Origin of the sequence: Enterococcus sp. DIV0240d (genome assembly GCF_051711245.1) — a bacterium.
In the GTDB taxonomy this organism is placed as follows: Bacteria; Bacillota; Bacilli; order Lactobacillales; family Enterococcaceae; genus Enterococcus_D; species Enterococcus_D casseliflavus.
Window position 1 is genome coordinate 502814 of record NZ_JBIOMG010000001.1, and the last position, 18935, is coordinate 521748.

The following is an 18935-nucleotide window of genomic DNA, read 5'->3' on the forward strand; positions in this document are numbered from 1 at the left end:
AAAGCTATATTTTTTTCTGAGTTTCGTGTACAATATTATCGATGATAAGGGATGGGGAGCTGCGGCTCCCTACCTATCAAATATAAAAAATAAACTGCATTTTTAGGAGGAACATTTTAAAATGGCAAAAGAAAAATTTGACCGTTCTAAACCCCACGTAAACATTGGTACGATCGGACACGTTGACCATGGTAAAACTACACTTACAGCTGCTATCACAACTGTATTATCTAAAAAAGGTTTGGCTCAAGCTTCAGCTTACGACCAAATCGATGGCGCTCCAGAAGAACGCGAACGCGGAATCACTATCTCAACTGCTCACGTTGAGTACGAAACTGAAGCACGTCACTATGCTCACGTTGACTGCCCAGGACACGCGGACTACGTTAAAAACATGATCACTGGTGCTGCTCAAATGGACGGCGCGATCTTAGTAGTATCTGCTGCTGATGGTCCTATGCCTCAAACACGTGAACACATCTTGTTATCACGTAACGTTGGTGTACCATACATCGTTGTTTTCTTAAACAAAATGGATATGGTTGATGACGAAGAATTACTAGAATTAGTTGAAATGGAAGTTCGTGACTTATTGTCAGAATATGACTTCCCAGGCGACGATGTTCCTGTAATCGCTGGTTCTGCTTTGAAAGCTCTTGAAGGCGATGCTTCATACGAAGAAAAAATCATGGAATTAATGGCTGCAGTTGACGAATACGTTCCAACTCCAGAACGTGACACTGACAAACCATTCATGATGCCAGTCGAAGACGTATTCTCAATCACTGGACGTGGTACTGTTGCTACAGGCCGTGTTGAACGTGGACAAGTTCGCGTTGGTGACGAAGTTGAAATCGTTGGTATTGCTGAAGAAACTGCTAAAACAACTGTAACTGGTGTTGAAATGTTCCGTAAATTGTTAGACTATGCTGAAGCAGGGGATAACATTGGTGCATTGCTACGTGGGGTTGCTCGTGAAGACATCCAACGTGGACAAGTATTAGCTAAAGCTGGTACAATCACACCTCATACAAAATTTAAAGCTGAAGTTTACGTTTTAACAAAAGAAGAAGGTGGACGTCACACTCCATTCTTCACTAACTACCGTCCTCAGTTCTACTTCCGTACAACTGACGTAACTGGTGTTGTTGAATTACCAGAAGGAACTGAAATGGTTATGCCTGGTGATAACGTAACAATCGACGTTGAATTGATCCACCCAATCGCTATCGAAGACGGAACTCGTTTCTCAATTCGTGAAGGCGGACGTACTGTTGGTTCAGGCGTTGTAACTTCAATCCAAGCTTAATTTGATTGATCGAAGAGCAAAAGCGTACGCGCTTTTGCTCTTTTTTTTAACTCGTAGAACCAAAAAAGAGCCGCCATCTCTAGCGTTGACGAATCCACTGTGGTTCATCGAAGCTAAAGAGAGCGGTGCTTTTTATTTTATTAGTTTTTGCTTCTTCAAGAAGGCGTCAAATCCTTGGTCAGGACGATTGCTGTAAAAGCCAGCGAATTTTTCTGACCATGGTTTGGTCTCGCGGGCTTCTCCAAAAGCAGTCATCGTTTGATCGTACGCTTCGATCGCCTCATAAGAATAGTCCTGATAATGGTTGTAATGAATGACCGCTTCTTCTGGCAAGCGAGGTTTGACCTTCATTTCTACGATTGGTTTACCGATGCTCAAGCCAGCCACAGGATAGACATATTCTGGTAAGTGCAACAATTCAGCGATTTTGGCGCTGTCTTTGCGGACACTGCCAGAAATGACGGTGCCTAAGCCCAGTGATTCAGCAGCGATCGCACCAGATTGCAAAGCGATGCTGGCATCAGTGGTGGCGATCAATAGTGGCTGATAGCCCTCATCGATTGGATAGGGAGTCTGTTTTTCGTCAGCAACTTTTTTGGTTCGATTTAAATCAGCTAAAAATAGCAGAAAGAGTGAACTTGCTGCGATATGAGGATTGCCAGGATTCCATTCGACCATTTGTTGGCGAATCTGCGGGTCGTCGATCACTAAGATCGAATAGGCTTGCCCGTTCATCCAGCTAGGTGCTTGACGAGCCGCAGTCAAAATCGCGGTTACTTGCTCTTGGCTCAAGGGGTAGTCAGGGTCAAATTGTCGGTAAGTGCGGTGATTGTGCAAAAGCTCAATGGTTTCGTTCATAGGTTTGCTCCTTTAACTGTTGGGTGATTTTTGTGAATCGTTCTTGAAATAGCGGTAAATCATCTTTGGCTAAGCGGGTATAGTTCAAACGCAAGCCATTCGTATCGTTACTGAAAAGAAACGCAGGTGCTACTAAGCAATCGTTCGCCAAAAAGAGTGACCAATCTTTGCGAGTCAATGTGCGGTGACGCCAAGTCAACCACAGGTAAAGACCACCTTTCGTCGGCTGCCATTGCCAATCCTCCTGGAATGCCTGCAAGAGTTGGAGTAAGTCTTGCTGGCGCTGGGCCATTTCTGCAAGCAGTGTCCGCTGTTGCTGGTGGTAATCAAAGGAGCGTAAGGCGATATTGGCAAGGACTTGCGGGAAGATCGTGGTATCGATCGCCATCCGTTTTTTCGCTTGGGCAAATTGGTCGGCTAACGCTTCTGGCACCAAAAGCCAGCCGATTTTTATGGATGATCCTAGTAATTTTGAAAGCGAGCCTAAATAAATGACGGTTTCGGGAGCCATGGATTTTAGCTTGGGCGGTACTTTATCAAAAGCCAACTCGCTAAAAACATCGTCTTCTATGATCGGTACTTGGTAGGTCTGGCAAAGGCGGATGATCGCTTGGCGCCGATGGTCACTCATAGTATGACCCGTTGGATTTTGGAAGGTGGGATTCAGATAAACAAATTTGATCTTCTTTTCCTTCAACACTTTTTCCAATGCCGCAGGCCGCATCCCTTCACTATCCTGCTTGATCCCAATCAGCTGGACATTCATCGTGGAAAACAAGGGGAGAGAGAACAAGAAAGAAGGGTCCTCTGTCGCAATACAATCCCCCGCATGCAATAAGACTTGCATCAGCAAGGTGATTCCTTGCGTCGAACCGGCAGTAATTACTAGTTTTTGACCGCTGGTGGGCAAATTGAAGGAATCAGCAAGGTGCTGCAATAAGATTTCTTGCAAAGGTTCATAACCCGTCGGTAATACTTTGGTGCTTTCTTTGCGAATCTCTTCCCAGGTAAAGGCAGGAAACGTGAAATCGGGGATCAGATCGGCAGGTAGATCACCTGTGTACAGATCCAGCACATCCTTCTCAGTGCGCAAATGCTGAATCTGTTGAACGTAAGGGTCTTGCTGCAGATAAGGGCTGCTTAAAGACGAGCGCAAATAAGAAAGTGGCGTTTGGCGGTTCCCCCAACGCCCTTCCAATACACGAGAGCCGCTGCCTTGTTTTCGTTCGATCCATCCTAAGCTTTTCAATTCATCTAACGCTTTGACGACGGTGGAACGATTGACGCCAAAAGTCTGGGCGAGGCTGCGCTCTGGCGGCAAACGATCCCCAGGTCCATAGGTTCCCGCTTGGATCTCTTCGATAAAATGAGTCACGATCTGCTGGTAAATCGGTTGTTTCTTCTGTTTGTCGATACTTGATGAAGCCATCCTGCACCACCTTTTTCAATTGGATGGTTTAAAAATAAGCCAAATGGCTCTTTTCGTCAAGGGGAAGATTGACTATACTTAGCAAAAAGCACAAGGAGATGAGGAAGATGGAAAAAGTCCTATCAATTGCTGGGTCGGATTCAACCGGAGGTGCCGGTATCGAAGCAGATTTAAAAACATTTCAGGAATATGGTGTCTTTGGTTTTGCCACGATCGCTTCGATCGTCACGATGGACCCACAAGCAGGTTGGAGCCATGAAGTAACGGCGATGGAAACAGCGCTTGTCGAAAAACAAATGATCTCTGCTTTTGCAGGTGATCCGATGGATGCTCTAAAAACGGGCATGTTAGGCAATGAAGACAATATTGTCCAAGCTGCGCAGATGATCCAACAGCAGCAAGTCAAAAATGTGGTGATCGATCCTGTCATTGCTTGCAAAGGGACTGCAGAAATCTTACAGCCAAAAAGCGTCGATGCCATCATCACGCATTTGTTGCCGTTAGCAGATGTTGTCACCCCCAATTTAGTAGAAGCGGGGATTCTTTCAGGTTTGGGTGATTTGACGAGTGTGGAGGCCATGAAGCAAGCTGCTGAAAAAATCCATGAATTAGGTGCTAAATACGTCGTGATCAAAGGGGGGCATCGCTTGCCAGGAGCAAAAGCCATTGACCTCGTTTATGATGGGCAATCCTTCCTCTTGTTAGAAAGTGAAAAAATCGCTACCGATTTCAATCACGGGGCAGGCTGCACCTTTTCAGCTGCGATCGCTGCGGGTCTTGCAAAAGGCAAACCCGTCGTGGAAAGCGTTCGGTTAGCGAAAGCCTTTGTCACAGCGGCAATCAAAGAAGGAGTGGTGATCAATCCTTATGTGGGTCATGTGTGGCATGGTGCCTATACCCACGCCCAAGACCGTATGCAGGAGGAAGCGCCGCAATAGCAGGTTTTCTTCTATAATAAATGGGAAATGAAGAAGTGCTTAAAAGAAGCGGTCAACGCTTCTTTTTTGTGTTACGAAACTAAAAGAAAATTTTCTGAAAGAAATGCAAAAGAATCCCGGTTTTTCCATAAAAAAAGCTTGCAATCAATGTTTATCCGTAATATAATCATAAAGGTGCTGTTTACGTAAATACGTAAGTCACACTGGCAGCAAAGAGATTTTCTGCCGGCTACGAAACGAGAGGTTGCGACACGCCCGGACGCTTTGCCATGGACGAGCGTGACGGAAAATTTTCGTGGAGCTATGTCTACTTTTCAAAATAGGCGAAGGAGGGAAAACAATGGCAAAACAAAAAATTCGTATCCGTTTAAAAGCGTATGAACATCGTATTTTAGATCAATCAGCGGATAAAATCGTAGAAACTGCAAAGAGAACTGGAGCTGGCGTATCTGGTCCAATTCCATTACCAACTGAACGCAGCTTGTACACGATCATCCGTGCGACGCACAAATACAAAGATTCACGCGAACAATTCGAAATGCGTACACACAAACGTCTAATCGACATTGTGAATCCAACACCAAAAACTGTTGATGCTTTAATGAAGCTAGACTTGCCAAGCGGTGTTAATATCGAAATCAAACTATAATAATTAAGATGGAGGTGTAATCATGACCAAAGGAATCTTAGGGAAAAAAGTGGGAATGACTCAAATCTTCACTGAATCTGGCGAATTGATTCCAGTAACTGTAGTAGAAGCTACACCAAACGTAGTGCTACAAGTGAAAACAATCGAAAATGACGGCTACGAAGCAATTCAAGTCGGCTACCAAGATATGCGTGAAGTTTTGTCTAACAAACCTGCGAAAGGTCATGTTGCAAAAGCAAACACGGCTCCTAAGCGCTTCATTCGCGAATTCAAGAATGTAGAGCTAGAGGGCTTAGAAGTAGGATCAGAAATCAAAGTTGATATTTTTGAAGCAGGAGACATCATCGATGTAACCGGCACTTCGAAAGGTAAAGGATTCCAAGGCGTTATCAAACGTCACGGACAAAGCCGCGGACCAATGGCTCACGGTTCTCGTTACCACCGTCGTCCTGGATCAATGGGTCCAGTTGCACCTAACCGTGTATTCAAAAACAAACGTCTTGCTGGACGTATGGGCGGAAATCGCATCACGATCCAAAACTTGGAAATCGTGCGCGTAGACGCAGAACGCAACGTTATCTTGATCAAAGGTAATGTACCTGGCGCGAAAAAATCATTGATTACAATCAAATCAGCTGTGAAAGCTAAATAAGTAGATAGGAAGAAAGGAGGAACTAAGGAATGCCGAATGTAGCATTATTCAAACAAGATGGAAGCCAAAATGGCGAAATTACATTGAACGAAGAAATCTTCGGAATCGAACCAAATGAATCAGTTGTCTATGATGCAATCATCATGCAACGCGCTTCATTAAGACAAGGAACACACGCTGTGAAAAACCGCAGTGCCGTTCGTGGCGGTGGCCGTAAACCATGGCGCCAAAAAGGAACTGGACGTGCCCGTCAAGGTTCAATCCGTTCACCACAATGGCGTGGAGGTGGCGTAGTCTTCGGACCAACACCACGTTCATATAGCTACAAACTTCCTAAAAAAGTTCGTCGCTTAGCAATGAAATCTGTATTGTCAGAAAAAGTTGCTTCAAATAACTTGGTAGCAGTAGAAGGGTTAAGCTTTGATGCTCCAAAAACAAAAGAATTCAAACAAGTTTTAGCTAACTTGACAATTGACTCTAAAGTATTGGTAGTTTTAGAATCTGAAAACGACTTTGCCGCTTTATCTGCGCGCAACTTGCCAAAAGTTTCTGTAGTTACTGCTGATAACATTAGTGTTTTAGACATCGTTTCTAACGACAAAATGTTAGTGACACAAACTGCTCTTACTCAGATCGAGGAGGTGCTTGCATAATGGACTTACTAGACGTTATTAAACGCCCAGTGATCACTGAAAAATCAATGCTTGCCATGGATGACAAGAAATACACTTTTGAAGTGGACTCAAAAGCTAACAAAACTTTAGTAAAACAAGCTGTAGAAGCTGCCTTTGACGGAGTGAAAGTGGCAAACGTGAACATCATCAACGTTCGTCCGAAATTCAAACGCATGGGTAAATATGCAGGATATACAAAAAAACGTCGCAAAGCTGTTGTGACTTTAACTGAAGATTCTAAAGAAATCCAAATTTTCGAAGCTGCTGAATAAGCAACTCACGCATAAACTTTACATGGGAGGGAAAAAGACGTGGCGATTAAAAAGTACAAACCTACCACGAACGGCCGTCGTAATATGACAAGTTCTGATTTCGCTGAAATCACAACTTCAACACCAGAAAAAACATTGTTAGCTCCTTTGAAAAACAATGCTGGTCGTAACAACAACGGACGTATCACGGTTCGTCATCAAGGTGGCGGTCACAAACGTCAATACCGTTTGATCGATTTCAAACGTAACAAAGACAACGTCGTTGCTACAGTTAAAACGATTGAATATGATCCAAACCGTTCTGCTAACATTGCGTTAGTACATTACGAGGATGGAGTAAAAGCATACATCTTAGCACCTAAAGGATTAGAAGTTGGCATGACTGTCGTTTCTGGTCCAGATGCAGATATTAAAGTAGGGAATGCATTACCACTAGAAAACATTCCAGTCGGTACTGTTATCCACAACATCGAAATGAAACCTGGTAAAGGTGGACAATTGATTCGTTCAGCTGGAACAAGTGCTCAAGTACTTGGTAAAGAAGGCAAATACGTATTGATCCGCTTGAACTCTGGTGAAGTACGGATGATCTTAGCATCATGTCGTGCAACAATCGGTTCTGTTGGTAATGAACAACACGAATTGATCAACATCGGTAAAGCCGGTCGTTCTCGTTGGATGCGCAAACGTCCAACTGTACGTGGTAGCGTAATGAACCCTAATGATCACCCACACGGTGGTGGTGAAGGTAAAGCACCAATCGGACGTAAAGCACCAGTTTCTCCTTGGGGACAACCTGCACTTGGTTACAAAACACGTAACAAAAAAGCAAAATCAGACAAACTTATCGTTCGTCGTCGTAAAACTAAGTAATATACTTGACCGTGTGTCGCACATTTTGAGAGGAGGTACACCATGGGTCGTAGTTTGAAAAAAGGACCTTTTGTCGATGACCATTTGATGAAAAAGGTCGAAGCACAAGAAGGCGCTGAAAAGAAAAAAGTGATCAAAACTTGGTCACGTCGTTCTACAATTTTCCCTAATTTTATCGGATTTACAATTGCTGTGTATGATGGACGGAAACATGTACCAGTTTACATCCAAGAAGACATGGTAGGACACAAATTAGGTGAATTTGCACCAACAAGAACTTATCGCGGACATGCTGCCGATGATAAGAAAACAAGACGCTAATTTTGAGGGGAGGATATCCAAAAATGGCAGAACAAATCACATCAGCGAAAGCAACTGCTAAAACAGTCCGCGTTTCTCCTCGTAAATCTCGTCTAGTTATTGACTTAATCAGAGGGAAAAGCGTTGCTGAAGCAATCGCGATCTTAAAGTTCACACCAAATAAAGCAGCTGGAATCATCGAGAAAGTCTTGATGTCAGCTATTGCCAATGCAGAAAATAATTTTGACTTAGATGTTGAAAACTTGATTGTTTCTGAAGCATTCGTAAACGAAGGACCAACGATGAAACGTTTCCGTCCACGTGCGAAAGGTTCAGCTTCACCGATCAACAAACGTACAAGTCATATTACTGTAGTCGTATCAGAAAAATAAGGAGGGACAATCAGTGGGTCAAAAAGTACATCCAATTGGAATGCGTGTAGGCATCATCCGTGACTGGGATGCTAAATGGTATGCTGAAAAAGAGTATGCTGAATTTCTACATGAAGATTTGAAAATCCGTAAATTTATCGCATCTAAACTTGCTGATGCCGCTGTGTCTACAGTTGAGATCGAGCGTGCAGCAAACCGCGTGAATATTTCAATCCACACAGCTAAACCAGGTATGGTTATCGGTAAAGGCGGATCTGAAGTCGAAAACCTAAGAAAAGAATTAAATAGCCTAACTGGCAAACGAGTTCACATCAACATCGTTGAAATCAAAAAACCAGATTTAGATGCTAAATTAGTAGGCGAAGGAATCGCACGTCAATTAGAAAACCGTGTTGCTTTCCGTCGTGCTCAAAAACAAGCGATCCAACGCACAATGCGTTCTGGCGCTAAAGGAATCAAAACACAAGTTTCTGGCCGTCTAAATGGTGCGGATATCGCTCGTTCAGAAGGTTACTCAGAAGGAACCGTTCCACTTCATACATTACGTGCGGACATTGATTACGCATGGGAAGAAGCAGATACAACATACGGAAAACTAGGAGTTAAAGTGTGGATTTATCGTGGAGAAGTTCTTCCAACTAAAAAGAACACTGAGAAAGGAGGGAAATAAACATGTTAGTACCTAAACGTGTAAAACACCGTCGTGAGTTCCGCGGAAAAATGCGTGGCGAAGCGAAAGGCGGAAAAGAAGTAGCATTCGGTGAATACGGCTTACAAGCTGTTGAATCACACTGGATCACAAACCGTCAAATCGAAGCTGCCCGTATCGCAATGACTCGTTATATGAAACGTGGCGGGAAAGTATGGATCAAAATTTTCCCTCACAAATCTTATACTGCCAAAGCTATCGGGGTACGTATGGGTTCTGGTAAAGGGGCTCCTGAAGGATGGGTATCACCAGTTAAACGTGGTAAAATCATGTTTGAAATTGCCGGTGTACCTGAAGAAGTTGCGCGCGAAGCGCTACGTCTTGCTTCTCACAAATTACCAGTGAAAACGAAGATCGTAAAACGTGAGGAAATGGGTGGTGAATCGAATGAAGGTTAAAGAAATCAGAGAATTAACCACTGCCGAAATGCTAGATCAAGAAAAACAATTGAAAGAAGAATTGTTCAATCTTAGATTCCAATTAGCAACAGGTCAATTAGAAAACACTGCACGTATCAAAGAAGTACGTAAATCGATTGCACGCATTAAAACAGTATTGCGTGAACAAGCTAAGTAATAGTGGAAGGAGGCCATTTAGCGTATGACTGAAGAAAGAAATCAACGCAAAGTTTACCAAGGTCGCGTGGTATCAGACAAAATGGATAAAACTATCACTGTTGTCGTTGAAACAAAGAAAAACCACCCTATCTACGGCAAACGTCTGAACTATTCTAAGAAATACAAAGCACACGATGAAAACAACGAAGCAAAAGTTGGCGATATCGTGAAAATTATGGAAACTCGTCCATTATCAGCTACGAAACGTTTCCGTCTAGTAGAGATTGTTGAAAAGGCAGTGATTATCTAATCACACGAGATTTTCCTATATAGATTGTGAATTGCAAAATCTGAAAGGAGGATACACATCGTGATCCAAGCAGAAAGCCGATTAAGAGTGGCGGACAACTCAGGTGCCCGTGAAATTCTAACGATCAAAGTCCTTGGCGGATCTGGTCGTAAAACTGCCAATATTGGTGACGTGATTGTTGCTACGGTTAAACAAGCAACGCCAGGTGGGGTTGTCAAAAAAGGTGACGTCGTTAAAGCCGTTATCGTTCGTACTAAATCAGGAGCTCGTCGTACAGACGGTTCATACATCAAATTCGATGAAAATGCTGCGGTTATTATCCGTGACGATAAGAGCCCTCGTGGAACTCGTATCTTTGGCCCAGTTGCCCGCGAATTGCGTGAAGGCAACTTTATGAAGATCGTTTCCCTAGCACCAGAAGTATTGTAATAGTGATTCTTATCTAAAGGAGGTGCGAAACAAACATGTTTGTTAAAAAAGGCGATAAAGTTAAAGTTATCACTGGTAAAGACAAAAACAAAGAAGGCGTTGTGCTAGCAGCGTTTCCTAAAAAAGACAAAGTCGTTGTTGAAGGTGTCAATGTTGTCAAAAAACACCAAAAACCTTCTCAAACTGCTCCTCAAGGCGGAATCGTTGAAATGGAAGCACCAATTCATGTTTCTAACGTGATGGTGGTTGATCCATCGAACGGTGAAGCTACGCGTGTCGGTTACAAAGAAGTTGACGGCAAAAAAGTCCGCGTTTCTAAGAAAACCGGAGAAGTTCTTGATAAATAATCTGATGAAGGAAGGAGGGGCTAACAGATGAACCGCCTTAAAGAAAAATATTCAAAAGAAGTTGTCCCATCATTAATGGACAAATTTAACTACAGCTCAATCATGGAAGCACCAAAAGTTGATAAAATCGTTATCAACATGGGTGTCGGTGACGCTGTTTCTAATGCTAAAAACTTAGACAAAGCTGTTGAAGAATTACAATTGATCTCAGGTCAAAAACCATTGATCACAAAAGCGAAAAAATCTATCGCAGGATTCCGTTTACGTGAAGGAATGCCAATCGGTGCGAAAGTAACACTACGCGGCGAAAGAATGTATGAATTCTTAGATAAACTAGTAAGTGTGTCATTGCCACGTGTCCGTGACTTCCACGGTGTGAGCAAAAAAGCGTTCGACGGACGCGGAAACTACACTTTAGGTATCAAAGAACAATTGATTTTCCCTGAAGTAGATTATGATTTGATCGACAAAGTACGTGGTATGGATATCGTGATTGTAACAACAGCAAACACAGATGAAGAATCTCGTGAATTGTTGACACAATTAGGCATGCCATTCCAAAAATAAAAAAAGGAGGCGAACTACGTGGCTAAAAAATCAATGATTGCTAAAAACAAACGCCCTGCTAAATTCTCAACGCAAGAATACACTCGTTGTGAACGTTGCGGACGTCCACATTCAGTTTATCGTAAATTTCATCTTTGCCGTATTTGCTTCCGCGAACTTGCCTATAAAGGACAAATTCCCGGCGTGAAGAAAGCTAGCTGGTAAACTATACTCGCATAAAGGAGGTAAATTATCCCATGGTCATGACAGATCCAATTGCAGATTTTCTAACGCGCGTGCGTAACGCAAACATGGTTAAACACGAAAGCCTAGAAGTACCTGCTTCAAAAATCAAACGTGATATCGCTGAAATCTTGAAACGTGAAGGTTTCGTCCGCGATGTTGAATACATTGAAGATGACAAACAAGGCGTGATCCGCGTATTTCTTAAATACGGTAAAAACGGTGAACGTGTTATCACAAACTTAAAACGTATCTCTAAACCAGGCTTGCGTGCTTATGTCAAAGCTGACGAAGTACCAAAAGTATTGAATGGTCTAGGAATCGCGATTATCTCAACTTCTGACGGTGTAATCACTGACAAAGAAGCTAGAGCAAAAAATGTTGGCGGCGAAGTAGTCGCTTATGTATGGTAATTTAAAATATTCCACAAGGAGGTGCCTCTAAGTGAGTCGTATCGGTAATAAGATCGTCGTTCTTCCTGCTGGTGTTGAAATCAAGCAAAACGGAAACGACATTACAGTTAAAGGACCTAAAGGTGAATTAACACGTACTTTCTCTTCTGATATCACAATGAATATCGAAGGAAACGAAGTAACATTCACTCGTCCAAATGATAGTAAAGAAATGAAAACTATCCACGGAACTACCCGTGCAAACTTCAACAACATGGTTGTTGGTGTTTCTGAAGGTTTCCAAAAAGCGTTAGAATTAATCGGGGTTGGGTACCGTGCTCAATTACAAGGGAAAAAACTTGTATTGAACGTTGGTTACTCTCATCCAGTTGAAATCGAAGCGCCAGCTGGAATCGAAATCGAAGTTCCTTCAAATACTTCTGTGATCGTTAAAGGATCAGATAAAGAAGTCGTAGGCGAATTGGCTGCCAATATCCGTGGCGTTCGTCCTCCAGAACCTTACAAAGGCAAAGGAATTCGTTATGTTGGCGAATTTGTACGCCGTAAAGAAGGTAAAACTGGTAAATAGTCGTAATTCTTTACGACTAGCAGCTTAGGCTAGCAAAATTAAAAGAGGTGACAAATTGTGATTACAAAACCAGATAAAAACAAGACACGTCAGAAAAGACATCGTCGTGTACGTAACAAAATCTCTGGTACTGCTGAGTGCCCACGCTTAAACGTGTTCCGTTCGAACAAAAACATCTACGCACAAGTAATTGATGACGTAGCGGGTGTGACGCTAGCAAGTGCCTCTGCCTTAGACAAAGAAGTTTCAGGTGCAACAAAAACTGAACAAGCACAAGCTGTCGGTAAATTAGTCGCAGAACGTGCAGCAGCAAAAGGTATTAAAGTAGTAGTCTTTGACCGTGGTGGATACCTTTACCATGGCCGTGTAGCAGCTTTAGCTGAAGCAGCTCGCGAAAATGGACTGGAATTTTAAGAGAAGGAGGAACACCATTCATGGTTTATATTGATCCAAAACATTTGGAATTAGAAGACCGCGTTGTTGCGATCAACCGTGTAACTAAAGTTGTTAAAGGTGGACGTCGTCTACGTTTTGCTGCATTAGTTGTTGTCGGTGACAAAAACGGACACGTAGGTTTCGGTACTGGTAAAGCACAAGAAGTACCAGAAGCAATCCGTAAAGCAATCGAAGACGCGAAGAAAAACTTGGTGGAAGTACCAATGGTTGGTTCTACAATCCCTCACGAAGTTATCGGTGTATTCGGCGGCGGACGCATCCTTATGAAACCTGCTGTAGAAGGTTCTGGGGTAGCTGCTGGTGGACCAGTTCGTGCCGTATTGGAATTAGCTGGGGTAGCTGATATCACATCTAAATCTTTAGGTTCTAACACACCAATCAACGTTGTTCGCGCAACAGTTGAAGGTTTAAAACAATTAAAACGCGCTGAAGAAGTGGCAGCACTTCGCGGCAAATCAGTAGAAGAATTAATCGGTTAAGGAGGACACTATAATGGCTGAATTGAAAATTACTTTAAAACGCAGTATTATCGGACGTCCCCAAAACCAACGTGATACTGTAAAAGCGTTAGGTCTTACAAAGTTGAATTCAACAGTTGTAAAACCTGCTAATGATGCAATCAAAGGCATGGTTAACACTGTTTCTCACTTAGTGGACGTTGAAGAGGTCTAAGGATCAGCAGATCTAGTTTGATTAAGGAGGTGCCAAACCTATGAAACTTCATGAATTAAAACCATCAGAAGGCTCACGCCAAGTACGTAACCGTGTCGGTCGAGGAACTTCATCTGGTAACGGTAAAACAGCTGGACGTGGACAAAAAGGTCAAAAAGCTCGTTCAGGCGGCGGAGTACGTCTAGGATTCGAAGGTGGACAAACACCATTGTTCCGTCGTTTACCAAAACGTGGCTTTACAAATGTGAACCGCAAAGAATATGCAGTCATCAATCTTGATGTCTTGAACCGCTTTGAAGACGGTGCTGAAGTAACACCTGTTGCTTTACACGAAGCTGGAATCGTCAAAGACGAAAAAGCAGGAATCAAAGTATTAGCTAACGGAGAATTAACGAAGAAATTGACTGTGAAAGCAGCTAAATTCTCAAAAGCAGCTGAAGAAGCAATCGTTGCTGCTGGTGGATCAATCGAGGTGATCTAATGATCAGACTATTGAAGGATGCCTTTAAGGTTAAGGATATTAGATCCAGAATATTGTTCACCGTCTTAATCTTGTTTGTCTTTCGTCTGGGAACACATATTACTGTGCCAGGCGTAGACGCAAGTCGCCTAAACACCATCGCAGATCTACCATTTTTAAACATGTTAAACTTGGTAAGTGGTGGCGCCATGCAACAATTTTCGATTTTCTCGATGGGGGTTTCGCCTTACATCACTGCCTCAATTGTTATTCAGTTGTTGCAGATGGATATCGTCCCTAAATTTGTTGAATGGTCGAAGCAAGGTGAAGTGGGTCGTAAGAAACTAAATCAGGCAACACGTTACTTGACGTTGGTATTGGGCTTTGTCCAATCCATGACATTAACGGCTGGATTTAACTATTACACTCAACTCGGGTTTGTAAACAATCCTAATATGGCAACCTATATCGTGATCGGTCTGATTTTAACAGCCGGAACGATGTTAGTCACTTGGTTAGGAGAGCAGATCACCGAGCGTGGTATCGGAAACGGTGTGTCAATGATCATCTTTGCAGGGATCATTTCACGCTTACCAGCAAGCATCAAAGAATTGATTGAAGATTACTTCATTAACGTGGATCAATCGGATATCTGGCTAAATGCTATCTTTATGGCGCTGCTTGTGATCGCTGTGTTGATCGTCATTACTTTAGTAACGTATGTTCAACAAGCAGAACGCAAGATTCCGATCCAATATACAAAACGGGTAGCAGGAGCGCCTACCAGCAGTTACCTTCCTTTGAAAGTAAATGCTGCCGGGGTTATCCCAGTTATCTTTGCCAGTTCTTTTATTACAACACCAAATGCGATCATTCAAGCATTAGGTAGTTCATATAGAGGAGAAACTTGGTACGAAGTGGTGCAAACGATCTTTAGTTACAACACTGTACCGGGTGCGATCATCTATACTGTCTTGATCGTTGCGTTTACTTTCTTCTACGCATTTGTTCAAGTGAACCCTGAGAAATTAGCGGAAAACTTGCAAAAACAAGGAAGTTACATTCCGAGTGTGCGTCCTGGTAAAGGAACCGAAGAATATGTATCACGTTTGTTGATGCGATTAAGCACGGTTGGATCGATCTTTTTAGGATTGGTTGCTTTACTTCCAATCATCGCTCAGATGGCTTGGAATCTACCGCAATCGATCGGTCTAGGTGGAACGAGTCTATTGATCATTATCGGTGTGGCACTTGATACTGCCAAGCAGTTAGAAGGGCTTATGCTGAAACGGAAATATACTGGTTTCATCAATTAAAGTTATTGAAGTGTTGAGGATTTCCTCAACACTATTCAAAAACTTACAGGAGGAATTAGAATGAACTTCATTTTAATGGGATTACCTGGTGCTGGAAAAGGTACTCAGGCAGAACGTATCGTTGCTGAATACGGTCTTCCTCATATTTCAACAGGCGATATGTTTCGGGCTGCGATGGCGAACGAAACAGAACTAGGCCTTAAAGCAAAATCATACATGGATCAAGGCGCATTAGTTCCTGATGAGGTTACAAATGGGATCGTTAAAGAACGTTTAGCTGAACCTGATACCGAGAAAGGTTTCTTATTAGATGGTTTTCCTCGTACATTGGATCAAGCAAAAGCGTTAGATGAGATGCTAGCTGACCTTAACAAAAAACTTGATGCCGTTATTGATATTCATGTTCCTGAAGAAGTTCTTGTAGAACGTTTAGCCGGCCGCTTCATGTGCCGCAATTGTGGGGCAACTTATCATAAATTGTTCAATCCTCCAAAAGAGGAAGGAACATGTGATCGTTGTGGAAGTCATGACTTCTACCAACGTGAAGATGATAAGCCTGAGACGGTCAAAAATCGTCTAGCTGTCAATATCAAAAGCAGTGAACCAATTTTGACTTATTACAAAGACAAAGGGTTATTGCAATCGATTGATGGGGATCGCGACATCGACGCTGTATTCGAAGATGTTCAAAAGATCATTGACTAATCATAGATTGCCCGAGTCCAACTTGCAGCTTAAAACTTTCTCTTGAAATCTTTGACAGGATATGATAGAATATGTCAGTCCGACTTCTACTTTTTATTAAGTAGGAGCATAGTTTGAGAATATCAGGTGGGAACCGAGTTTCCGCCATTTTATCGTGTGAAAATCACAAGTACAAGGAGGTACTGTGCGTGGCAAAAGAAGATATGATTGAAGTCGAAGGTACAGTCGTCGAAACTTTGCCGAATGCAATGTTTAAAGTAGAATTGGAAAACGGACACCAAGTTCTAGCGACCGTTTCTGGTAAGATCCGGATGCACTACATTCGTATTTTACCTGGAGACAAAGTGACGGTGGAATTATCCCCGTATGATCTGAACCGTGGCCGCATTACTTATCGCTTTAAATAATTGTACTCCGTAAAACCACAGGAGGTATTATCATGAAAGTAAGACCATCAGTAAAACCAATGTGCGAACATTGTAAAGTAATTCGTCGTAAAGGACGCGTTATGGTGATTTGCCCAGCAAATCCAAAACATAAACAACGTCAAGGATAATCGGAGGTGTAACAAATATGGCTCGTATTGCAGGAGTAGATATTCCTCGTGATAAACGTGTGGTCGTTTCACTTACTTATATCTATGGTATTGGTAACACGACTGCAAAACAAATTTTAGCTGACGCTGGCGTGTCTGAAGAAGTTCGCGTTCGTGATTTAACGAATGAACAAACAGATGCTATCCGTGCGGAAGTTGATAAATTAAAAGTTGAAGGTGACCTTCGTCGTGAAGTGAACTTAAACATCAAACGATTGATGGAAATCGGTTCTTACCGTGGAATCCGTCATCGCCGTGGATTGCCAGTTCGTGGACAAAACACGAAAAACAATGCACGTACTCGTAAAGGCCCGTCTAAAACAGTCGCAGGCAAGAAAAAATAATTCCTAAGTGAAGGAGGTTAAAACTTCATGGCAGCAAAAAAAGTGAGTCGTAAACGCCGTGTGAAAAAGAATATTGAAGCGGGTATTGCACATATTCACTCAACATTCAATAATACAATCGTAATGATCACTGATACTCATGGTAATGCATTAGCATGGTCATCAGCTGGTTCATTAGGTTTCAAAGGAAGCAAAAAATCTACTCCTTTTGCCGCTCAAATGGCAGCAGAAACAGCTACCAAAGCAGCAATGGAACACGGATTAAGAACTGTTGAAGTAACAGTTAAAGGACCTGGTTCTGGACGTGAAGCAGCAATTCGTTCATTACAAGCAGCAGGTTTGGAAGTGAGTGCGATCCGTGACGTGACTCCAGTCCCTCATAATGGATGCCGCCCTCCAAAACGCCGTCGTGTTTAATGAGTGCTGCTCATTTTGAGTGTAACAAATACGTCATTGAACAAGACACTTTTCGTTTTGAAAGGGGTAATAGATAAGAATGATTGAATTCGAAAAACCAAGAATCGCAAAGATTGATGAAGACAAAGATTATGGCAAGTTCATCGTGGAACCTCTTGAAAGAGGCTACGGAACTACACTAGGAAATTCCCTACGTCGTATTTTATTATCTTCTTTACCTGGTGCGGCAATCACCAATATTCAAATCGATGGAGTTTTACACGAATTCTCAACTGTTAAGGGTGTTCGGGAAGACGTTGCTCAAATCATCTTGAATATTAAAGGTCTTGCATTGAAAATGTACGGGGATGAAGAAAAGACCCTTGAAATTGATATTTCAGGACCTGCTACAGTAACTGCTGGCGATATCATCGTTGATAGTGATGTAGAAATCCTTAACAAAGATATGTATATCTGTACCGTTTCTGAAGGTGCTACGTTCCATGCTCGCTTAACAGTGAAACCTGGCCGCGGCTACGTTCAAGCGGACGAAAACAAAAAAGAAGACATGCCGATCGGCGTTCTTCCAGTCGATTCAATCTATACACCAGTACGTCGTGTCAACTACCAAGTAGAAAACACACGTGTCGGTCGTCGGGATGATTTCGACAAATTAACGATGGAAATATGGACTGATGGCTCAATCGAACCATTGGAAGCAATGAGTTTGTCTGCGAAGATCATGACTGAACATTTAGACATCTTTGTTAACCTAACGGATGAAGCGAAAAACGCTGAAATCATGGTTGAGAAAGAAGAAACACAAAAAGAAAAAATGTTGGAAATGACGATCGAAGAATTAGACTTATCTGTTCGTTCATACAACTGTCTAAAACGTGCAGGAATCAATACTGTACAAGAATTGACAAACAAATCTGAACCAGAAATGATCAAAGTAAGAAACTTAGGCCGTAAATCTCTTGAAGAGGTCAAAGTGAAATTACATGATTTAGGTTTAGGACTACGTAAAGACGATTAAACCGTTTTCGATTACGTTAGTTCGGTTCGTCTGACCGATACAACATTCGAAAGTGAAGGAGGGAAACCACGTGAGTTATCGTAAACTAGGACGCACATCTAGCCAACGTAAAGCGATGTTGCGTGATTTGACAACTGATTTATTCATTAACGAACGTATCGTTACGACTGAAGCTCGTGCGAAAGAAGTTCGTTCAACTGCAGAAAAAATGATCACTTTAGGTAAACGTGGTGATTTGCATGCACGTCGTCAAGCAGCAGCATTCGTTCGTAATGAAGTTGCAAGTGTACGTGAAGAAAACGAAGAAGTAGTTATTGAATCAGCATTACAAAAATTATTCAATGATATCGCTCCTCGTTACACAGATCGCCAAGGTGGATATACTCGTATCTTGAAAACAGAACCAAGACGCGGAGATGCTGCACCAATGGTTATCCTAGAACTTGTTTAAAATCACACTTATCATCACTTTATAGATGTTTAC

At 42.4% G+C, this 18935-nt stretch carries 33 protein-coding genes; 31 read left to right on the plus strand and 2 right to left on the minus strand.

Annotation, left to right across the window (positions count from 1 at the left end):
* Positions 1–121 precede the first annotated feature (121 nt).
* On the plus strand, positions 122–1309 hold the full coding sequence (gene tuf / locus IGJ25_RS02350) for an elongation factor Tu (protein ID WP_005226902.1): 1188 nt from the start codon (positions 122–124) through the stop codon (positions 1307–1309).
* Positions 1310–1441: 132 nt separating this feature from the next.
* On the opposite strand, the gene IGJ25_RS02355 is transcribed toward tuf, so the two are convergent.
* Both IGJ25_RS02355 and IGJ25_RS02360 read right to left on the minus strand, forming a co-directional pair.
* Positions 1442–2167 (minus strand): nitroreductase family protein, encoded by a 726-nt coding sequence (locus IGJ25_RS02355; RefSeq protein WP_225000638.1) that lies wholly within the window; start codon positions 2165–2167, stop codon positions 1442–1444.
* Complete coding sequence (locus IGJ25_RS02360) at positions 2151–3596, minus strand: PLP-dependent aminotransferase family protein (protein WP_010748614.1); 1446 nt, start codon at positions 3594–3596, stop codon at positions 2151–2153. Before IGJ25_RS02360 ends, IGJ25_RS02355 begins: the two co-directional genes overlap by 17 nt.
* A gap of 107 nt (positions 3597–3703) precedes the next feature.
* Here IGJ25_RS02360 and thiD point away from each other — a divergent pair, with 107 nt between their 5' ends.
* The 30 genes from thiD to rplQ all read left to right on the plus strand — a co-directional run bounded on the left by thiD (position 3704) and on the right by rplQ (position 18902).
* Entirely contained in the window at positions 3704–4534 is an 831-nt protein-coding gene (thiD, locus tag IGJ25_RS02365) for a bifunctional hydroxymethylpyrimidine kinase/phosphomethylpyrimidine kinase (RefSeq protein WP_010748615.1), read from the plus strand.
* A gap of 340 nt (positions 4535–4874) precedes the next feature.
* Positions 4875–5183: a 30S ribosomal protein S10 gene (gene rpsJ / locus IGJ25_RS02370; protein WP_003127966.1), complete on the plus strand. Its 309-nt coding sequence runs from the start codon at positions 4875–4877 to the stop codon at positions 5181–5183.
* 22 nt (positions 5184–5205) lie between these two features.
* The gene (rplC, locus tag IGJ25_RS02375; protein WP_003127967.1) at positions 5206–5835 is read left to right on the plus strand and encodes a 50S ribosomal protein L3; all 630 of its coding nucleotides are present in this window, start codon (positions 5206–5208) and stop codon (positions 5833–5835) included.
* A 29-nt stretch (positions 5836–5864) separates the two neighbouring features.
* Positions 5865–6488, plus strand: a complete 624-nt coding sequence (rplD, locus tag IGJ25_RS02380; RefSeq protein WP_005226910.1) for a 50S ribosomal protein L4 — start codon at positions 5865–5867, stop codon at positions 6486–6488.
* Positions 6488–6781 (plus strand): 50S ribosomal protein L23, encoded by a 294-nt coding sequence (locus IGJ25_RS02385; RefSeq protein ID WP_438779086.1) that lies wholly within the window; start codon positions 6488–6490, stop codon positions 6779–6781. The genes rplD and IGJ25_RS02385 overlap by 1 nt, the downstream gene beginning before the upstream one ends.
* A gap of 39 nt (positions 6782–6820) precedes the next feature.
* On the plus strand, positions 6821–7654 hold the full coding sequence (gene rplB / locus IGJ25_RS02390) for a 50S ribosomal protein L2 (protein WP_005226912.1): 834 nt from the start codon (positions 6821–6823) through the stop codon (positions 7652–7654).
* Between the two features lie 42 nt (positions 7655–7696).
* Positions 7697–7975, plus strand: coding sequence for a 30S ribosomal protein S19 (gene rpsS, locus IGJ25_RS02395; RefSeq protein WP_005226914.1), 279 nt, complete (start codon positions 7697–7699; stop codon positions 7973–7975).
* A gap of 23 nt (positions 7976–7998) precedes the next feature.
* Entirely contained in the window at positions 7999–8346 is a 348-nt protein-coding gene (gene rplV, locus IGJ25_RS02400) for a 50S ribosomal protein L22 (RefSeq protein WP_003127973.1), read from the plus strand.
* Between the two features lie 13 nt (positions 8347–8359).
* Entirely contained in the window at positions 8360–9016 is a 657-nt protein-coding gene (gene rpsC, locus IGJ25_RS02405; protein WP_005226916.1) for a 30S ribosomal protein S3, read from the plus strand.
* A 2-nt stretch (positions 9017–9018) separates the two neighbouring features.
* On the plus strand, positions 9019–9453 hold the full coding sequence (rplP, locus tag IGJ25_RS02410) for a 50S ribosomal protein L16 (RefSeq protein ID WP_005226918.1): 435 nt from the start codon (positions 9019–9021) through the stop codon (positions 9451–9453).
* Positions 9443–9631 carry a 50S ribosomal protein L29 gene (rpmC, locus tag IGJ25_RS02415; protein WP_002288664.1) on the plus strand — a complete coding sequence of 63 codons (189 nt, stop codon included), beginning with the start codon at positions 9443–9445 and terminating at the stop codon, positions 9629–9631. The genes rplP and rpmC overlap by 11 nt, the downstream gene beginning before the upstream one ends.
* A gap of 24 nt (positions 9632–9655) precedes the next feature.
* Positions 9656–9922: a 30S ribosomal protein S17 gene (rpsQ, locus tag IGJ25_RS02420; protein ID WP_003128005.1), complete on the plus strand. Its 267-nt coding sequence runs from the start codon at positions 9656–9658 to the stop codon at positions 9920–9922.
* Positions 9923–9982: 60 nt separating this feature from the next.
* Positions 9983–10351, plus strand: a complete 369-nt coding sequence (gene rplN / locus IGJ25_RS02425; RefSeq protein WP_003128006.1) for a 50S ribosomal protein L14 — start codon at positions 9983–9985, stop codon at positions 10349–10351.
* Positions 10352–10386: 35 nt separating this feature from the next.
* On the plus strand, positions 10387–10698 hold the full coding sequence (rplX, locus tag IGJ25_RS02430) for a 50S ribosomal protein L24 (RefSeq protein ID WP_003128007.1): 312 nt from the start codon (positions 10387–10389) through the stop codon (positions 10696–10698).
* A 27-nt stretch (positions 10699–10725) separates the two neighbouring features.
* The gene (rplE, locus tag IGJ25_RS02435; protein ID WP_005227088.1) at positions 10726–11265 is read left to right on the plus strand and encodes a 50S ribosomal protein L5; all 540 of its coding nucleotides are present in this window, start codon (positions 10726–10728) and stop codon (positions 11263–11265) included.
* A gap of 18 nt (positions 11266–11283) precedes the next feature.
* Positions 11284–11469, plus strand: coding sequence for a type Z 30S ribosomal protein S14 (locus IGJ25_RS02440; RefSeq protein ID WP_003128010.1), 186 nt, complete (start codon positions 11284–11286; stop codon positions 11467–11469).
* A 32-nt stretch (positions 11470–11501) separates the two neighbouring features.
* The gene (gene rpsH / locus IGJ25_RS02445) at positions 11502–11900 is read left to right on the plus strand and encodes a 30S ribosomal protein S8 (protein ID WP_005227093.1); all 399 of its coding nucleotides are present in this window, start codon (positions 11502–11504) and stop codon (positions 11898–11900) included.
* Positions 11901–11931: 31 nt separating this feature from the next.
* Positions 11932–12468 carry a 50S ribosomal protein L6 gene (gene rplF / locus IGJ25_RS02450; RefSeq protein WP_005227095.1) on the plus strand — a complete coding sequence of 179 codons (537 nt, stop codon included), beginning with the start codon at positions 11932–11934 and terminating at the stop codon, positions 12466–12468.
* Positions 12469–12525: 57 nt separating this feature from the next.
* Complete coding sequence (gene rplR, locus IGJ25_RS02455) at positions 12526–12882, plus strand: 50S ribosomal protein L18 (protein ID WP_005227097.1); 357 nt, start codon at positions 12526–12528, stop codon at positions 12880–12882.
* Positions 12883–12902: 20 nt separating this feature from the next.
* Positions 12903–13403, plus strand: coding sequence for a 30S ribosomal protein S5 (gene rpsE / locus IGJ25_RS02460; RefSeq protein WP_003128014.1), 501 nt, complete (start codon positions 12903–12905; stop codon positions 13401–13403).
* 13 nt (positions 13404–13416) lie between these two features.
* Positions 13417–13596 carry a 50S ribosomal protein L30 gene (gene rpmD, locus IGJ25_RS02465; RefSeq protein WP_003128015.1) on the plus strand — a complete coding sequence of 60 codons (180 nt, stop codon included), beginning with the start codon at positions 13417–13419 and terminating at the stop codon, positions 13594–13596.
* 40 nt (positions 13597–13636) lie between these two features.
* Complete coding sequence (rplO, locus tag IGJ25_RS02470; RefSeq protein WP_003128016.1) at positions 13637–14077, plus strand: 50S ribosomal protein L15; 441 nt, start codon at positions 13637–13639, stop codon at positions 14075–14077.
* On the plus strand, positions 14077–15372 hold the full coding sequence (gene secY, locus IGJ25_RS02475; protein WP_005227099.1) for a preprotein translocase subunit SecY: 1296 nt from the start codon (positions 14077–14079) through the stop codon (positions 15370–15372). The genes rplO and secY overlap by 1 nt, the downstream gene beginning before the upstream one ends.
* A gap of 60 nt (positions 15373–15432) precedes the next feature.
* The gene (locus tag IGJ25_RS02480) at positions 15433–16077 is read left to right on the plus strand and encodes an adenylate kinase (RefSeq protein WP_005227100.1); all 645 of its coding nucleotides are present in this window, start codon (positions 15433–15435) and stop codon (positions 16075–16077) included.
* A gap of 188 nt (positions 16078–16265) precedes the next feature.
* Entirely contained in the window at positions 16266–16484 is a 219-nt protein-coding gene (infA, locus tag IGJ25_RS02485; protein WP_002288695.1) for a translation initiation factor IF-1, read from the plus strand.
* A gap of 32 nt (positions 16485–16516) precedes the next feature.
* Positions 16517–16633 carry a 50S ribosomal protein L36 gene (gene rpmJ, locus IGJ25_RS02490; RefSeq protein WP_002288710.1) on the plus strand — a complete coding sequence of 39 codons (117 nt, stop codon included), beginning with the start codon at positions 16517–16519 and terminating at the stop codon, positions 16631–16633.
* Between the two features lie 17 nt (positions 16634–16650).
* Positions 16651–17016, plus strand: a complete 366-nt coding sequence (gene rpsM, locus IGJ25_RS02495; RefSeq protein WP_005227102.1) for a 30S ribosomal protein S13 — start codon at positions 16651–16653, stop codon at positions 17014–17016.
* Positions 17017–17043: 27 nt separating this feature from the next.
* Complete coding sequence (gene rpsK / locus IGJ25_RS02500) at positions 17044–17433, plus strand: 30S ribosomal protein S11 (protein ID WP_005227104.1); 390 nt, start codon at positions 17044–17046, stop codon at positions 17431–17433.
* Between the two features lie 79 nt (positions 17434–17512).
* Positions 17513–18451: a DNA-directed RNA polymerase subunit alpha gene (locus IGJ25_RS02505; protein ID WP_008376367.1), complete on the plus strand. Its 939-nt coding sequence runs from the start codon at positions 17513–17515 to the stop codon at positions 18449–18451.
* Between the two features lie 70 nt (positions 18452–18521).
* Complete coding sequence (gene rplQ / locus IGJ25_RS02510) at positions 18522–18902, plus strand: 50S ribosomal protein L17 (RefSeq protein WP_003128038.1); 381 nt, start codon at positions 18522–18524, stop codon at positions 18900–18902.
* The last annotated feature ends 33 nt before the right edge of the window (positions 18903–18935 follow it).

Bases quoted from the DNA above. Each gene is read 5' to 3' on its own strand.
- tuf (WP_005226902.1), top strand. From the start codon at position 122: ATGGCAAAAGAAAAATTTGACCGTTCTAAACCCCACGTAAACATTGGT.
- IGJ25_RS02355 (WP_225000638.1), bottom strand. From the start codon at position 2,167: ATGAACGAAACCATTGAGCTTTTGCACAATCACCGCACTTACCGACAA.
- IGJ25_RS02360 (WP_010748614.1), bottom strand. From the start codon at position 3,596: ATGGCTTCATCAAGTATCGACAAACAGAAGAAACAACCGATTTACCAG.
- thiD (WP_010748615.1), top strand. From the start codon at position 3,704: ATGGAAAAAGTCCTATCAATTGCTGGGTCGGATTCAACCGGAGGTGCC.
- rpsJ (WP_003127966.1), top strand. From the start codon at position 4,875: ATGGCAAAACAAAAAATTCGTATCCGTTTAAAAGCGTATGAACATCGT.
- rplC (WP_003127967.1), top strand. From the start codon at position 5,206: ATGACCAAAGGAATCTTAGGGAAAAAAGTGGGAATGACTCAAATCTTC.
- rplD (WP_005226910.1), top strand. From the start codon at position 5,865: ATGCCGAATGTAGCATTATTCAAACAAGATGGAAGCCAAAATGGCGAA.
- IGJ25_RS02385 (WP_438779086.1), top strand. From the start codon at position 6,488: ATGGACTTACTAGACGTTATTAAACGCCCAGTGATCACTGAAAAATCA.
- rpsS (WP_005226914.1), top strand. From the start codon at position 7,697: ATGGGTCGTAGTTTGAAAAAAGGACCTTTTGTCGATGACCATTTGATG.
- rplV (WP_003127973.1), top strand. From the start codon at position 7,999: ATGGCAGAACAAATCACATCAGCGAAAGCAACTGCTAAAACAGTCCGC.
- rplP (WP_005226918.1), top strand. From the start codon at position 9,019: ATGTTAGTACCTAAACGTGTAAAACACCGTCGTGAGTTCCGCGGAAAA.
- rpmC (WP_002288664.1), top strand. From the start codon at position 9,443: ATGAAGGTTAAAGAAATCAGAGAATTAACCACTGCCGAAATGCTAGAT.
- rpsQ (WP_003128005.1), top strand. From the start codon at position 9,656: ATGACTGAAGAAAGAAATCAACGCAAAGTTTACCAAGGTCGCGTGGTA.
- rplX (WP_003128007.1), top strand. From the start codon at position 10,387: ATGTTTGTTAAAAAAGGCGATAAAGTTAAAGTTATCACTGGTAAAGAC.
- rplE (WP_005227088.1), top strand. From the start codon at position 10,726: ATGAACCGCCTTAAAGAAAAATATTCAAAAGAAGTTGTCCCATCATTA.
- rpsH (WP_005227093.1), top strand. From the start codon at position 11,502: ATGGTCATGACAGATCCAATTGCAGATTTTCTAACGCGCGTGCGTAAC.
- rpsE (WP_003128014.1), top strand. From the start codon at position 12,903: ATGGTTTATATTGATCCAAAACATTTGGAATTAGAAGACCGCGTTGTT.
- rpmD (WP_003128015.1), top strand. From the start codon at position 13,417: ATGGCTGAATTGAAAATTACTTTAAAACGCAGTATTATCGGACGTCCC.
- rplO (WP_003128016.1), top strand. From the start codon at position 13,637: ATGAAACTTCATGAATTAAAACCATCAGAAGGCTCACGCCAAGTACGT.
- secY (WP_005227099.1), top strand. From the start codon at position 14,077: ATGATCAGACTATTGAAGGATGCCTTTAAGGTTAAGGATATTAGATCC.
- IGJ25_RS02480 (WP_005227100.1), top strand. From the start codon at position 15,433: ATGAACTTCATTTTAATGGGATTACCTGGTGCTGGAAAAGGTACTCAG.
- rpmJ (WP_002288710.1), top strand. From the start codon at position 16,517: ATGAAAGTAAGACCATCAGTAAAACCAATGTGCGAACATTGTAAAGTA.
- rpsM (WP_005227102.1), top strand. From the start codon at position 16,651: ATGGCTCGTATTGCAGGAGTAGATATTCCTCGTGATAAACGTGTGGTC.
- rpsK (WP_005227104.1), top strand. From the start codon at position 17,044: ATGGCAGCAAAAAAAGTGAGTCGTAAACGCCGTGTGAAAAAGAATATT.
- IGJ25_RS02505 (WP_008376367.1), top strand. From the start codon at position 17,513: ATGATTGAATTCGAAAAACCAAGAATCGCAAAGATTGATGAAGACAAA.